General features: G+C 39.9%; 11 protein-coding genes and 3 pseudogenes. 6 read left to right on the top strand and 8 right to left on the bottom strand.

Going from position 1 to position 15262, the window contains the following annotated elements; genetic code table 11:
• Nucleotides 1–15 precede the first annotated feature (15 nt).
• The gene (locus tag V7K97_RS07785; protein WP_334800271.1) at nt 16–315 is read right to left on the bottom strand and encodes a hypothetical protein; all 300 of its coding nucleotides are present in this window, start codon (nt 313–315) and stop codon (nt 16–18) included.
• Nucleotides 316–758: 443 nt separating this feature from the next.
• On the opposite strand from V7K97_RS07785, the gene V7K97_RS07780 reads away from it, so the two are divergent.
• Nucleotides 759–1133 (top strand): hypothetical protein, encoded by a 375-nt coding sequence (locus tag V7K97_RS07780; protein ID WP_334800270.1) that lies wholly within the window; start codon nt 759–761, stop codon nt 1131–1133.
• A gap of 198 nt (nt 1134–1331) precedes the next feature.
• On the opposite strand, the gene V7K97_RS07775 is transcribed toward V7K97_RS07780, so the two are convergent.
• Nucleotides 1332–1550, bottom strand: a complete 219-nt coding sequence (locus V7K97_RS07775; protein WP_334800268.1) for a hypothetical protein — start codon at nt 1548–1550, stop codon at nt 1332–1334.
• Nucleotides 1551–1745: 195 nt separating this feature from the next.
• Between V7K97_RS07775 and V7K97_RS07770 the strand changes: the two genes are divergently transcribed.
• From V7K97_RS07770 to V7K97_RS07755, 4 genes and pseudogenes are all read left to right on the top strand, one after another.
• Nucleotides 1746–3824, top strand: a complete 2079-nt coding sequence (locus V7K97_RS07770) for an eCIS core domain-containing protein (RefSeq protein WP_334800267.1) — start codon at nt 1746–1748, stop codon at nt 3822–3824.
• A gap of 26 nt (nt 3825–3850) precedes the next feature.
• Nucleotides 3851–4411, top strand: coding sequence for a hypothetical protein (locus V7K97_RS07765; RefSeq protein WP_334800265.1), 561 nt, complete (start codon nt 3851–3853; stop codon nt 4409–4411).
• 284 nt (nt 4412–4695) lie between these two features.
• Nucleotides 4696–5124, top strand: a pseudogene (locus V7K97_RS07760) (ATP-binding protein); the annotation flags it as partial.
• Nucleotides 5121–10007 (top strand): eIF2A-related protein, encoded by a 4887-nt coding sequence (locus V7K97_RS07755; RefSeq protein WP_334800264.1) that lies wholly within the window; start codon nt 5121–5123, stop codon nt 10005–10007. The pseudogene V7K97_RS07760 and the gene V7K97_RS07755, both read left to right, overlap by 4 nt.
• A 48-nt stretch (nt 10008–10055) precedes the next feature.
• Here the strand turns inward: V7K97_RS07755 and V7K97_RS07750 are convergent, their stop codons facing one another.
• From V7K97_RS07750 to V7K97_RS07725, 6 genes and pseudogenes are all read right to left on the bottom strand, one after another.
• Nucleotides 10056–11483 carry a glycosyltransferase gene (locus V7K97_RS07750; RefSeq protein WP_334800262.1) on the bottom strand — a complete coding sequence of 476 codons (1428 nt, stop codon included), beginning with the start codon at nt 11481–11483 and terminating at the stop codon, nt 10056–10058.
• A 229-nt stretch (nt 11484–11712) separates the two neighbouring features.
• The gene (locus V7K97_RS07745; RefSeq protein WP_334800260.1) at nt 11713–11970 is read right to left on the bottom strand and encodes a tyrosine-type recombinase/integrase; all 258 of its coding nucleotides are present in this window, start codon (nt 11968–11970) and stop codon (nt 11713–11715) included.
• A gap of 260 nt (nt 11971–12230) precedes the next feature.
• A pseudogene (locus V7K97_RS07740) lies at nt 12231–13312 on the bottom strand (ISKra4 family transposase).
• A gap of 73 nt (nt 13313–13385) precedes the next feature.
• A pseudogene (locus tag V7K97_RS07735) lies at nt 13386–13883 on the bottom strand (IS1634 family transposase); the annotation flags it as partial.
• Nucleotides 13884–14346: 463 nt separating this feature from the next.
• On the bottom strand, nt 14347–14691 hold the full coding sequence (locus V7K97_RS07730; protein ID WP_334800259.1) for a hypothetical protein: 345 nt from the start codon (nt 14689–14691) through the stop codon (nt 14347–14349).
• Nucleotides 14688–15119: a ParA family protein gene (locus tag V7K97_RS07725; RefSeq protein ID WP_334800257.1), complete on the bottom strand. Its 432-nt coding sequence runs from the start codon at nt 15117–15119 to the stop codon at nt 14688–14690. The genes V7K97_RS07730 and V7K97_RS07725 overlap by 4 nt, the downstream gene beginning before the upstream one ends.
• 1 nt (nt 15120) lies before the next feature.
• On the opposite strand from V7K97_RS07725, the gene V7K97_RS07720 reads away from it, so the two are divergent.
• Nucleotides 15121–15249 carry a hypothetical protein gene (locus V7K97_RS07720; protein ID WP_334800255.1) on the top strand — a complete coding sequence of 43 codons (129 nt, stop codon included), beginning with the start codon at nt 15121–15123 and terminating at the stop codon, nt 15247–15249.
• Nucleotides 15250–15262 lie beyond the last annotated feature (13 nt).

Below are 15262 nucleotides of genomic sequence, written 5' to 3'. Positions count from 1 at the left end.
TTTTTTGAGTGTTACTTAGGAGTCGAAATTATAATTTCGGATTTTATTTAAATGTAGTTTATTAATGCTACTGATTGAAGTGCGGAATGTGGGATATAGCTGCATCAATTTCTGTCTCTGTGGTCTGCTATCTTGTAAGGCTTCATAGATGCTTGGCCACTTGCGTCTAAATACTGGTGATAAGGATAAGTCTGCTAAGGAATAAACATTACGGGTCAGTAATATGGCATCTGTTAATTCAAAGGTCGCGTCTTTGGCTCTACCTAAATATTTGTAGGCTACTTGACGAAACTCTTCAAGTCTGGCACTTTTCATGTTGGTAGGTGAGTAATGGTAGTTCTTTTCTCACTTTCTACCAAAAGGGGGACTGTATTCAATCAGACACCCCTTTTTTCTTGCTGATTCTCTGATAATGATAATCGAATAATGGGGGTGGGAGAGAAACGAGCGTCGCTCGTTTCTCTCCCACCATTTTCATGATTATCATTATTGTATTATTTTCTCGGCAAGCATACTACACGATAATTGTTCAAGGTCGCGGATGCTTTGAGGCTAACAAGATAATATTTTTAACCTCTAATTCCATTTGGTTTGCGTTCTCTCATATCGCTTTTAGTCTAAACTCCAGTAACAAGACGGTACTTACGTTTAATTTTGGCTGTAAAATAATATAAACTAAATTTAGTCTTGTTCTCGTATAAAATACGCGAACATTGCAACCCCCTTAATCACCATACGCAACGCACTTTCAATGCCAGATGGCTGACTCTGACATTATTTCTAGAGCCGAACTCCTACAACAAGCCATTGCGACTTTACAAATCTCTATTCAACAAATTCAGGCTTCAGGAGAAGTAGCACCACCTGGTTGTTGTGTTTTGCGTTACCAAGCACGCGGGAAAAAGCAAGCTTATTGGTACTATAAATTACACGCTACCAAACCAATTTTTTCCACAACTCAACCCAATAAATTGAGTAAATATAAGCATTTGGGTAAGGCAGGAAGCCCTGCTCATATTAATGCTGTCCTCTCCGTGGCTAGAAGAACCCAAATCGATTACTTAACTGAGTGCATCGACTCTCTTCGTCAAAATTGGGTGGACTTGTACGATAGCCTCAAAGAGAAAAAGTAAGCCTCATTATTTTGTTCGCGTAACTTATACGCGAACACTTTTTCTTTGTTTTACCCTCTATTTCTCCTTAACCGAGCAGTATTGGAAGATATTCAGCTTTGGCAAAAAGCAGAGCGCGTATTGCAACAAATAAGAGAAGAAGCAGAGCAACAAGAAAGAAGACAGACTAAAGGAATGTCTCTCTAGATGATGGCGCAACTAGACACCGAGAAAGCTCAAATAGTCGGTGTCTGCCACTGCCACAAATCCACTCGTTGATGAGCTACCCAAAACGGTGCAGACATCGGCAGACACTTCGCTTCGCCGCCTAGAAGTTAAGACTTGTGTTATTAAGAACTGTGACAAGAACTGATATGCTGCATAAAGGCTGGAGAAAACTAAGATACTTAGTTCTGGGTCAAAACTAAAATAGCTCACAAGTCTCTTTTTAATAGAGGTAAAAAACAGTTTTTAAATACTGTTAGGACTCAATTTCGTGGCTGTTGTGATCCAGTGGTTGGTTTTTGGCATTTTGTAACCTTAAGCACCTAGATTTTTACTCAAAAAATTTGAGATTTTCCTGACATTAGTGATAGATGTCAGGTTGACTGTAAATCATTGGCCAGTTAATCAATGCACAAAACAAAATCGTCAAAGACTGACTCATCTACCTATTCCAATTCCTCAGCAGCAAACTCACACCCTCAGTTAGCCTATAGACCGTTTGCTAGTCAACCCCCAAAAGTATCAAGTGCAGCAAAGACATCAACTGATATAGAAGATGTTGCCTTTGCAGAACAACAGATGGAGGCAACCGGACTTTCCATACAAGCGAAGTATGGCAAGATTACGCCTGAAGGACAGGAGCGCCTAACTGTCTTGCAAGCCAAGATGGACGGATTATTGAATTCTCGACTATCACACGCAACTCAATTTGGTCATAATATTGCCAATATCCCACTCTTGAGACCACAGACACCAACACCAATACAAGCAAAACTGACGATTGGGGAACCTGGAGATAAGTACGAGCAAGAGGCTGACGAAACTGCGCGTCAAGTAGTGCAACGGATTCATCAATCACAGGGCGAAAAAGTTCAGCGTGAGTCGTTGCTCTCAGATGAAGAATTACAAATGAAACCGGAGCGCAGGATACAGAGAGAATCCTTGCCGTTTGAAGAAGACGAACTGCAAATGAAGCCGATGGTACAGCGTGTAGCAGACGGAGGTATGGCTACATCACCGGATTTGGAAACATCAATCCAGCAGGCACGGAGCGGTGGACAACCACTTGCGGATAATGTCAGTAACCCGATGGAGCGGGCTTTTGGGGCGGATTTCAGTGGGGTGAAGGTTCATGCGGATGCTCAGGCTGACCAGTTGAATCAATCGATTCAGGCGAGGGCTTTTACGACGGGGCAGGATGTGTTCTTTCGGCAGGGGGAATATAATCCTGGGAGTCGAGGGGGGCAGGAGTTGATTGCCCATGAGTTGACTCATGTTGTACAGCAGAATGGGGCTCATCTCATTCAGGCCAAATTCAACCCTGCACCTACGCCAAAAGAACCTAATCGGCATTTCGATGACTTTCTTGGAAGCTATATCGATCAAATATCGGATATAGCAGGATACGAGCCTTGGAAAAAATTTTACCAGGCTGCTGGGGAGTCCTGGTGGATTTATATGCCGCCAACATCCTATAGGAAGGAAAAATATGTTCGTTACTTAATGGTTGATCTGTCTAAGCTTAAGAGTGAGGAGGAGAATTCGGATGCTTTCATAAAGTGGAAATTGGAATCTGGTAATTGGCATGACCTTACCGAAATAAAGAAACTTTCTGCGTCAGATGCGTTGCTTTTTTTGAATAATATAAAAGTTGGTACAGAATGGAAAAAATTTGATTCGGAATTGTCCAACAGAATTAATGTTACCTTCCCGCTCTTAAGGCAAGGGGTAGAAAATAAGACTATAGAATTAACTCCAGACTTGATCAAAAAAGTCAATGAGGTGATTGCCCCCCTACAGAACATAAATAAGCCAACACCAGGCGAAAAGGAAATTCTGAAGGCCAGCCAGGCATTAGCAGAGCTCGATTATGCGGCAAAGGTGTCTACCCAACAATTAGCCGCCCCCTTTATCCTCGGCGCACAAAGTCGTGTTCGATCACCTGGGCAGAAAGACACGAAACAAGAGTCAACCTATGGGAACCTCCCGCCACTCGGCGTATTGAATATGGAAGTAGATGCCTATTATCTTGATAGCAATGGAATATTACATGCGGACGAGGTTAAAGATACGCCAAATGCCTTTGCTCAAAAGGTAAAGGATGGTGGTCAAGTCGGTCGGCAAATCGATTGGCTCGAGTGGAATGTCTTAAATCCAAAAACGAACCAATTTTATAAAAAACAGGTACACTATTTCGTTCGTGCAGAAGGTCCAAAATTTAATGATGTGCTTTCAGAAGCTGTAATCGATAACCTTGCTCAATTAGAGCCATTTCAAAAGGGAGTGGATTTTATTCGTATTGGCGATTATTCGTTCACGCTGGAGCATCTGAAAGGTTTATATAACAATGCAATCTCCTGGCTTCAGACAAACAATGCAGCGTTGACAAAACTCAAGATAAAACCCAGTGACGCAGCAAAGCAATTTTTCGGCGATGTCCAGACTGCGAAGACTACCCTCAAAGAAGGAAACCTCAGTGTTGATTAGTTATTTATCCCTTATTTGAAATAATCATGGAGTCAGAAACTGTGCAAATACCCAACCTTTTAAAAAAAGTTATAGAGCAACCAGACCACACTACCGACTTGATCCAAACAAAGGTTGCTGGGAAAATTAGTGATCGGGAAGAGGTTCTAACGACAATCACCTTACTAATCAAACAATTTGTGGAGCCGGCAAAAGCACTCCTGGTCAGCAGTGCCGACGATCCTGAGCAAATGTATTACGATCCGCAAGCCATTGCTGGAATAGAAATCTCAGGTCTGGTACTGGGGCTATTGAATAAGGAATTTTGCCATTTGCAAGAGCCACCAGAAGATGAGCATCTACGCCAGGTGCTTGAAGATCATGGAATCGAGATCCCTTTAGCTGAAACACGCATGGATTTTTTTCGCGCATGGATGGCGTTACGGACTTGCTTAGTCATTAGGCAAATGATTCCTTTTTTAAGGGAGTGCAACAATTTGAGCGATCAGGAAAACCAAACGGAATTAAAAACATTAAGTCAAATCACAGAGTGGGGTCTTCCAAGTTTAGATCAGAAATTAATTAAAAAACTCATTTTTGCCCGCTAGAACAAAGCCGGCTCAAGTGCGATCGCTGATCTTGTAGTTGGTGCGTTAGCGAAAGCGTAACGCACCAAAAAAACCCCACAAAAAGCAATCTCCCTCACTCTTTACCTTATCGACTCCACCTCTCACCCACAGCCACCACCGCCCCACATATTCCCCAATGCGCCCAACCGACGCACCTTGATCATAAAGCCGGGAAACCGAATGGCTGCTGGTGTGAGATGCGCTCAACTTGCTAAACCTGAGTTCGACGTAAGAAAAAGTCTGAAAACTAGACAGAATAAGCGATAGCGCTACTACGCCAAATGGTTCTGGCCAGAGCTTTCCCTAATTTGGATAAGCATGAACGGTTGAACAAAATTACGGAGATTTTTGAAAACTTGGAATCTTTAGATCGTTTGTGCTACATAAGTGGAGGACACGTCCGGGATTTGCTGAGATTGTTGAATAAATGGATTATGGAAGAACGCCAACTTCCCCTCACTCGTAAAATTTTGGAAGATGTAATTCGCGCCCGCCGTAATGAAATGATTTTGCCGATTGACGATGCTGAGTGGAAGCTGTTGAGTCAGGTACGAGAAACAAAAAAAGTAAGTGGAGACGATGGATATCAAACACTTATACGCACTCGACTTGTTTTTGAATATCGTGATTCTGGTGAGCCTTGGTTTGATATCAATCCGATTTTGAGTGAAGCAAAAGAGTTGCAATCATGAGCGAATCGCACCTACCTGAAGATATTACTCCTGACAATGAGCGAGTATTACAACAATTGGCTTGGGCAATAGGGGTTTCTATTGGCTCTTTTAAACTGTTTGTGGCTCGTTGCAACTATACCGATTTCCGTTCGAGACTTATGGAGCGACTACAACAACAACTGGGTGCAGTTGAGATTCGCATCTTGGAACTCGACGAGTTTGAAACCACCCTATATGCCAGAATTCAAGAGGAGTTAGGGGAAAAACAACCAGCAGTGCTAATGATATTTGGCTTAGAAACTGTAGCTGAAGTGGAACACCTGCTGATTTCTACAAATCAAGTACGAGAAGAATTTCCAAAAAAATTTCATTTTCCGTTAGTATTGTGGGTAAATGATGAGATTTTTAAAAAATTAATTCGTTTAAGTCCTGATTTTGAGAGTTGGGCAACAACATTAGAATTTACCATTCCTTCAGAGGAACTAAGACATTATTTGAGAAAGACAGCGCAGCAATGGTTTGCTAATAATCTTCAGCTTACCCGAAAAGCTAATTTAAGACTAGAAGCAGGACTGAAAGCAGCTCCAAGAGATTTGCATAAATATGAACATAGTTTGGATACCCAGATGGAAGCAGATTTAGAGTCTTTACTGGGGGCAGTTCTATTTGGTAATGATAAAAAAGATGAGGCTCTAAAGCATTATGAAAAAGCCTTAGATTTGTGGCGGCAAAACGGTAATTTAGAATATCAAGGTAAAATCCTAAGTGAAATTGCGTTTTGTTATCATCTTAAAGCTCTACCATATCGAAAATTAGATCATATTTATTGGCAAGCAACAAAAAATAATATTAAGGAATGCTTAGAAATCTTTGAAAGAATAGCACCTTCTGATTTAATTGGTAAATTTACTCTGAGATTTAGCAGAATTTTGCGGCGATTAGATGCAATGAAAGAATTAGAAATGCTGCAAAATATTGCTCTTAAAGCGTTGCCAATACATCAATCTGAAAATAGATGGATAGAATTAGCGCAAGATTATGGATGTTTAGCTGAGGTTGCTTTAGCTAATAAAAAGTGGAAAAAAGCTAGAAATCTGGCGAATGAGGCGCTAAAAGCTTTAATGTCAGTTAACAATTTGCAATTAATAAATCAGTCTGGATTTGTATATGAAGAATCAGATAAAATTATTATCAGCTACATACGCAGTCAACTTTTGCTTATTATAGCACAGTCGCAACAACATCTAGGTCAAGTTCAAGAAGCTATCCGTCATTTAGAACAAGCAAGAAAAGTAGGTAACCCCGAGTACGACACCCATCTGTACATTGATATTCTAGATAACTTGCAACAGTTTTACTTCCAGCATAAAAAATATTGGGAAGCTTTTGATATAAAACTGAAGCGACAATCGCTTGAGCAGCAGTATGGCTTACGAGCATTTGTTGGTCCAGGACGTATAGAGCCACAACGACGAGTCAAACCTGCATTAACGCAGGTAAAAAATGAGGAAATTGTCGCCCCGGAAATTGCTGCTTCTATTCGCCAAGAGGATGTAAAACAGTTGATTGAGTGGATCGGTAGCAGTGACCGCAAGTTGGTTGTAATTCACGGACAATCTGGTGTGGGGAAAAGTTCGCTGATCAGTGGAGGACTGATATTAAGGTTAAAACAGAAACCAATTAAACATAGGAATGTTTTACCCTTACTGATACGCAATTACAGTAATTGGATTGTAGAATTAGGAGATTTATTGAAAGAAGCACTTTCACAAAAGCAGATAGGTTTGACTACTGCTCTGGATTCTGTTACAACCATTGTAGAATGTTTACATGAAATTGAGCGTCAAAATATACTGATAGTGCTAATCTTTGACCAGTTTGAAGAATTTTTATTTTCAAATTTTAATTATAAAAATCCTGCTAATAGGCAAATTTTATTTGATTTCTTATCCGAATCATTAAACGTTCTTTCTTTAAAATTATTCTTTTCAGTTCGAGAAGATTATTTATATATTTTATTAGAATGGAAACGTATCAATCAGATAAATAATAATTTACCAACTAATGTCAAGAATATTGTTGATGATATATTTGGAAAAAATAATCTTTACTATTTGGGTAATTTTTCTAAAGTAGATGCTAAAAAGGTGATTAGCTATTTAATAGAACGCACCCAAATTACTTTAGATAATGATTTGATAGATGTATTGGTAGAAGATTTAGCGAGTGATTTGGGAGAAGTGCGCCCGATTGAGTTGCAGGTGGTGGGTGTACAACTGGAAAAGAAGCAAATTACTACATTGGCTCAATATAAGCAGCAGTTGGGTACTCACCCAAAAGCGAAGTTAGTTGGAGATTATTTAAAAGAAGTGGTATCAGACTGTGGAGAGGAGAATAAAGATACCGCTGAACTAGTGTTGTATTTGCTAACGGATGATAACAACACTCGTCCTCAAAAAACAATCTCTGAGTTAGCAACATACCTAGTTGCAGAAAAGAGCAAATTAGAGTTAGTGCTAAATATTTTTGTGACATCAGGATTGGTATTATTAGTGCCAGGCGATCCGAGTTCTAGATATCAATTAGTACATGATTATTTGGTTCTGTTTATCCGCAAACAGCAAGGCTCGGAATTACTAGAAAAATATAAGCAGGCTGAAGCAGAGCGGAAGAAGCTGGCAATTGAAAAAGAGAGCTTAGAGAGTGAAAAAGAAAACTTAGAAAGTGAAAAAACGAGCTTAGAAGGTGTAATAGCGAGTTTAGGAGAAGAACGGCAGAAAAAAGAAGGACAAATAAAAATTGGGACATTAGTACTGTTTGGGATTATTGTTACGGCTGTTATTGTTATAGGAGGAGCATGGCAGCAAGTAAGACAAGCTCAGAAACTCGCTGAACTAGAGCGAACGGCAGGTAATGCTTTAAAACAGTTTGAGTCTGGTGGTGGTCAAATAGAAGCTTTAATCTCAGCCATACAAACTGTCGAACAAGAACTTAAAGATATGGAAGAGCAGGATGTTTCCTTAAGAAATTATCCAATATCTAATCCTCTGTTAGCTTTACAACAGATCAGTAACAACATCCGAGAACGAAATCAATTTCAAGGACATCAAAATGGGGTATTAAATGCCAGTTTTAGTCCGGATGGGAAATCGATTGTTACTGGATCGGCGGACGGAACAGCTCGATTATGGAATTTACAAGGCAAACTGCTCCAAGAGTTCAAAGGACATCAAGGGGATGTTAACAGCGTCAGTTTTAGTCCGGATGGGAAATCGATTGTCACTGGATCGGCGGACAAAACAGCTCGATTATGGGATTTGCAAGGCAAACTGCTCCAAGAGTTCAAAGGACATCAAGGGGATGTTAACAGCGTCAGTTTTAGTCCGGATGGGAAATCGATTGTCACTGGATCGGCGGACAAAACAGCTCGATTATGGGATTTGCAAGGCAAACTGCTCCAAGAGTTCAAAGGACATCAAGGGCATATTAACAGCATCAGTTTTAGTCCGGATGGGAAATCGATTGTTACTGGATCGGCGGACGGAACAGCTCGATTATGGAATTTACAAGGCAAACTGCTCCAAGAGTTCAAAGGACATCAAGGGGATGTTAACAGCGTTAGTGTTAGTCCGGATGGGAAATCGATTGTCACTGGATCGGTGGACAAAACAGCTCGATTATGGGATTTGCAAGGCAAACTGCTCCAAGAGTTCAAAGGACATCAAGGGCATATTAACAGCGTCAATTTTAGTCCAGATGGGAAATCGATTGTTACTGGATCAGATGACTTAAGTATTCGATTATGGAATTTACAAGGCAAACTGCTCCAAGAGTTTAAAGGGCATCAAGCTGGGGTCATGAGTGTTAGTTTTAGCCCTAATGGTAAGTCTATTGTTACTGCATCATGGGATAAAACTGCTCGACTGTGGAATTTACAGGGCAAGCCTTCACAAAAAGAACGAGATTTTAACGGGCATAAAAAGGGCATATTGAGTATTAGTTATAGTCCAGATGGGAAATCCATTGCTACTGCATCATGGGACAAAACCGCTCGATTATGGGATTTAAAAGGTAAGCTACTCCAAGAATTCAAGCATCAAAGTTTATTACGGAGTATTAGTTATAGTCCAGATGGGAAATCTATTGCTACAGCGTCAGATGAAGGCATTAAATTGTGGAGTGTCCAAGGCAAGTTGCTTCAAGAGTTCAAGGGGCATGAAGGAGGGGTATTGAGTGTCAGTTTTAGCCCAGATGGTAAATTTATTGCTACCGGAGCATGGGATAACACTGCTAGATTGTGGGATCTAAAAGGCAAACAACTCCAAGAGTTCAAAGGACATCGAGGTTGGGTTTGGAGTGTTAATTTTAGTCCAGACGGTAGATCCATTGCTACAGGATCACGCGATGGAACTGCTAGGTTGTGGGACTTACAAGGCAAGGTAATCCAAGAATTCAAAGCGCATCATGACTGGGTATTTAATGTCAGTTTTAGCCCAGATGGTAAATCCATTGCTACCGCATCACAGGATGGAACGGCTCGGTTATGGAATTTACAAGGCAAACTGCTCCAAGAATTTAGAGGTTATCACGGTGTGGTATTTAGTGTCAGTTTTAGTCCCGACGGTAAATTTATTGCCACCGGTTCATCTGATGGAACTACTCAACTGTGGAATTTACAAGGCAAAGTAATCCAAGAATTCAAAGGTGGTTTGGAAAGCAGAAGTGTTACTTTTAGCCCAGATGGTAAGTACATTACTATTGGTTCATTGGACGGTATTGCCCGAATGTGGCGAATTGAAACTGTAGAGCAAACGCTCAATTGGAGCTGCGATTGGGTACATGACTATCTGAGCCAAAGGCGTAATTTGAATATCTGTTCCATTGCTACTGATGGGCGGTAAGTGGAAAAGCGCTAATATCAGGGCTAGTATCTAATTTACCTTCTGCTTTTAAAAAATATCTTTATGATAATAGACAGTTGCTTTTCGTTCAATTTTTTGCCAGCCAACATATTTGCCCTGAATTGCTACCAATATTGATTTTATTCCTACATAAAACATCAATTGTCTGTATATTAAGCGTTGAAAGGGTAACCAAAGTAGCAGACGGTAATCTTCTTCGGGTTCTAGGAGAAAAGCTATCCATGATGTTATAAATTCTAATCCTAAAGATAGGGTAAAGTAAAAAATTGATAAGTAAGCGTAAGAATATATTATTTGTTGTTCCGAAGCAACCCGTACTAATGATATTAGTAACCGTAAGTCTATTAACGGTAAGGCTAAGATGGAGTATATTTGCAAGAATATGAAGTTGGGAAGCACAAAAATACTTAATGTTCCATAACGAATGCGAAATATAATGTCACGGTGCTTCCAAATTACCTGCAATGTTCCGTAAGTCCAACGAAAGCGCTGCTTTATAAAGCCTAAAGTTGTGGCAGGCGCTTCGGTAAGGGCTATTGCTTCATTTTCATAATTAATTTTATAACCCAATTTAAACATTCTTATGGTTAAGTCTCCGTCTTCGGCTACTGTGTCATTGGTGAATCCTCCTGCTTTAAAGATTATTTGTCTTCGCCATGCTCCAATTGCACCAGGAACTACGGGGATGCAGTTTAATAAGCTAAATACTCTGCGTTCGAGATTTTGAGTGGTAATATACTCAAGAGCTTGCCAGTAAGTTAATAAGTTGAGACGATTGCCTACTTTGATATTACCTGCTACTGCTGCAATATGAGGAGTTGCAAAATGCTGAACTAATTTACTAATAGTGTTTGGAAATACTATTGTGTCCGCATCAATGGTTATGATTATTTCTGCTTTGCTTTGTTTGATGCCATCGTTGAGGGCTTGCCCTTTTCCTTCGTTAGGTTTACTAAATATGTAAACGAGTGAGTGGCTACTAAAGGCTTTAACCAGGTACTGGTAAGTCCTATCTGTTGATCCATCATCAACAACTATGATGTTGAAGTTGGGATAGTTTGAGCGTAGTAGTGAGTAAACCGTGTTAAGAATAACTTTTTCTTCATTAAAGGCTGGCACTACTACACTTACAGAAGGTAGGTAATTTTGTAAAGGAGGAATAGTATCACTTCTATATCTTTCATAAAATGCGAGTATGCTAATTAATATTTGTCTAATGATTGTAATCTTAGTAAGAAGAATTAATAGATTGTATGTGAAAGAATCGAAAAAGTTTATTAATCGAAATCCGACACTATTGACACTGGCAATAGTACGCTCAGGATTAATAAGTACGCTAACAATAAATAGGGAAAATATGAGTCCCACCCCAATAATTATTAGTATTATAGTAACTTGGAAGCATCGCCAACGATATCCATGCTGGTCGTAAAAGACTGGGATTAAGTTTTTCACTTTATCTTTCCTAGTAAACTAATTAGTAAATTAGAGCAGTTAAGCAACTGCCAATGAAGGTAAAATTTAAATAGATCGGCGAAAATAAACATAAATATATTAAAAGGATAAGTGGGAAAAGTAAAAACACTTATTCTAAAAAAATTATATTATATATTTCTGTTTAATCGCACCTACTGATTTAATCCTCAAAGTAATTATCTATCTTTCTTTGCCATTGCTGATCAAACTAGCAATTTTTTGGTCTACTGTAAGGCACATTCAGCAAATCAATTGCCCGTTTCTTCACTGCTTCCCCCCGCCTATCATACTTACTTGTCGTACTTGGTGATGCATGACCTGCAAGCTTCGCTATGGTAACGATATCTGCCCCTGCATCCAATAGATTACCGATAAAAGTTCTTCTAAAATCATGGGGTGTAAACGCCTCCACATCGGCTTTTTCCCCCCGCCTCTGTAATGCCCGCAACACCCCCTGCTCACTCATCCGTCTCAGTATGATTTTCTTAATATCCGGGAGCATCCCGCTTTGGCAAAAATATATTAACCCTGCGTTGTGGGTTATCTTGGATTATCAAGCCAAATTGCATTTATTAAGGTTTAGGTGCAAGGAAAAATTGCAGCCAAATAAAGGGTGCGATCGCAAGCCTTGTTCAAGTATGAACTGGCTAGATTCAATTTGTTGATGGAGAAGATTTTATGGCAATATCGACCCTCTTGAATAACTAGCAATAATGGTGGATTAAGTTAAATAGCTAGTAAACCATTCATGTAAGCGCAACGTACAGACAGAATCTGATTGACATTTTCGGCTTTCCATTGTGCTCCAGAGATTTTGATTCGTTTGCCAAGGACTTTAATTGCTGACTCTACTGCGCCTGAACCAATGGAACAGAGTTGTTCAGCTTGATAATATTCGTAATCGACAATCCGATGGCGATGCTGGTCGAGATAGGCGCAAAAATTTTTCACTTGTTTACCTCGAAAATTAACAAATAAAGCCTTAGTTGCCTCGACATCACCAAGCCAAAGTAGAGTTTCAGCCTTTTTAAGCCGCTTGATTGAGCCACCAACTTTATAAAGATTTTCTTTGAGATGATACCAGTCCAAGATTTCCCAGCGTTCTTTATCTATGCCAAACTCTTGGACTAAATTCCAAACTCCTTGATGACCATCTCCCAAACAAACCAGTGGGTTGAGTAATTTTTGGCTGTTGACATAATCAATTAATGATTGATTATCGTCAAAAAAAGCACCATAGTATATGCCTTGCAAGCGTACAGCTTTGTAATCTCGCCAAACACTGCCTTGTTTTGGCTTACCTCGCAGTCGCACTTTTCCCCCATCTACGCTAATTTCTGAGATCCCTTGCTTGGCGGATGGTAATGGCAACTCTTGTCGATTTACCAGTCTTTGTTGGGTAGAGTGACCGACAACTATACCTGTCAATGCCTCAATCTCGGCTTCGGCATTCTGATATGACTCGTTGGCACTTAGACGTAGACAACATTTTTCCAGCAGAGGACTCAATTGAGTACGTGACTTCAACCCTAATCTTTCGGCTTGTTTAGCTTTCAACTTCAGGACTCCCACACAACTTTTTACTTTTCGCGTCTTTCCTGTGTTGATTCCTGTTGCTTGTTCGATAAAAAAAGGGCTATTTGCGGGCTAACTTGTTCTAAAATTTGCGTTGTTTACCGCCGTAGGCATCGCACGGTTTTTTCGATGCTTTCCAGGTTGTTTAATTGGGCAGGGTTTGTTTCTTCATATAGTATGCTTGCTAGTTCTCGCAGACAGGCTTGCAGACGTGCTTGTTTTTCTTGAGTCATCAGTTTGATGTCGGGCTTATATGTTTCCCTCTATTCTGCCACCACTAGTAAATCTGCCAAAGTGGGATGCTCCCGAATATCCTTTGGTTATAATTATTGGTCTTTCTCTAGTGATTTCTGATTCTTTTTCCTGATTTTCTTCACTTTTATATTTTCCATGTAGATGAAATGATGTTGCATCAAGATGTGAATATTTTGTATCTATCTTAAATTTCTTAATCACTGATAATCCAATTTCTATAAATAGATTATTCAATCCATATTTATATAATTTATCCATGACTCTTCCAATTTTATCATCATTGATATAATCACTTTTCACATCTTCTCCCAATAATATTTCTATTCCTTTATCATCAAAAAACTGATTAAATAAATATAAAGGTCTCGACACAAATCCCAATCCATTAATTAAAATAGCTTTGACCAATATCCCTGCCGCAATCTTTTCACGAGGGTCTATTCCTAATTTAGAATTAATTGTTTCAACTATTCCTATTTCATCAATTAGCCCAGCTACTATTCCTAGATGATCTATATTTTTAATTTCTGCTTTCGATATTAGAGACATTCTTTACCTCTCAAATATTTTTGAGTTTTTCTGATTGTCTCACTTTTGGTATCGCGTGTAAGTTGGCACTATCAAACAATGTATATTTAGTTTTGTAAAAGCCTGAAACCAAGTATTTATAGGCTATGTAAGCTACTTTATACTTCATCACTCCCCGTTTATTCTTAATGCCAACTTACTTAAATATTCTGAGTACTTTTATTTACTCGTATCCGAAATTAATCGCGTACTGTTGATACTACATTTTGAAGTGCGGAATGTGGGTTAATATCTCTTAACCCAGTTTTCTGCGCGAATGCTACTCATACCCCTGTAAGAGTTGGCTATAACGAAATCATAAGGGTTTCAGTCCTGTCATTGGGATACTACAAACCTCAGTTTTAGGTAAATTTGTACTATCTTGCCTAAGAGTGTCAGCTTGGCTATATCTACGCCATATTCAAGTTTTTGCGTACTCAAAAACTCAACTACGCGATTTTAGCCACTCGTCTAGAAGTTCTTGAATTAACTCGCTAAACTCTCGCTTTTGACCGTTTTGACTTTGTTTAAGCAGTTCAATTTTAACTGAGGTGTGTGTGTCCTTGCGGATGTAAGCCGTCACCTGCTCGTAGCTGGAGTCAGAGCGTTTACCTTTGGGTCGTCCCCGTTTTGGTTCGCTTTGAGGTTCAGTAATTAGCTGTGGCTGTAACTTAAGAGACTGTTGAGCCTCTAGCTTTTGAGTTTCTAGCTCCTGGCTTGGTTGTTGTGGCTCTGGTTCGGGTTCACGACCCTTGGCTGCATCCAAAAGACCTTTAAACTTGCTACTCACTTCATTACCTCTTGACCGATACCTTGGTAATCGCGCCATGCTATCTTGGCCCGTTGGTCAGCAACTTTGTTAACTGGTACACCAGCTAACGCTGCTTTTTGAAAAGCAACTGCATCGCGGATACTCCCCTTAAATACGGGTAATCCAGCCTCAGTCAACATATCTCTTGCTTCCTCTCCATCGCGTCGTGGTTTGGGTGGAACACGAGTAATAAGGATACGGTATTGATTAGCAAAGAGGGACTTGAGGACATTGACAGTTTGCATCAAGGCATCGAGGGATAAGGCATCAGGGGTAGTGGGGAGAATGAGCAAATCACAACCCTCTGCCAATGCTTCTAAATCTTCCTGCTCTGGTCTAGCTTGGGTGTCAATGACAATGTGCTGATAATTTTTAGCAAACTTCGCCGCTTGCCGCTCATCAATCACCTTGAAAGGTAAATCACCCCGCTTTGCCCAACCACTAGCAGAACGATTTGGGTCGCCATCTAGGCATCACCGTGCCAAAACGGGAAAATTGTACGCTAAGGCTGAAAGCATTGCCCAGCAAGCATCTTAGCCACTGATTTTTA

Origin of the sequence: Nostoc sp. (genome assembly GCF_036917815.1) — a bacterium.
Classification (GTDB): domain Bacteria; phylum Cyanobacteriota; class Cyanobacteriia; order Cyanobacteriales; family Nostocaceae; genus Nostoc.
This window is presented reverse-complemented; position numbering and strand designations above follow the sequence as displayed.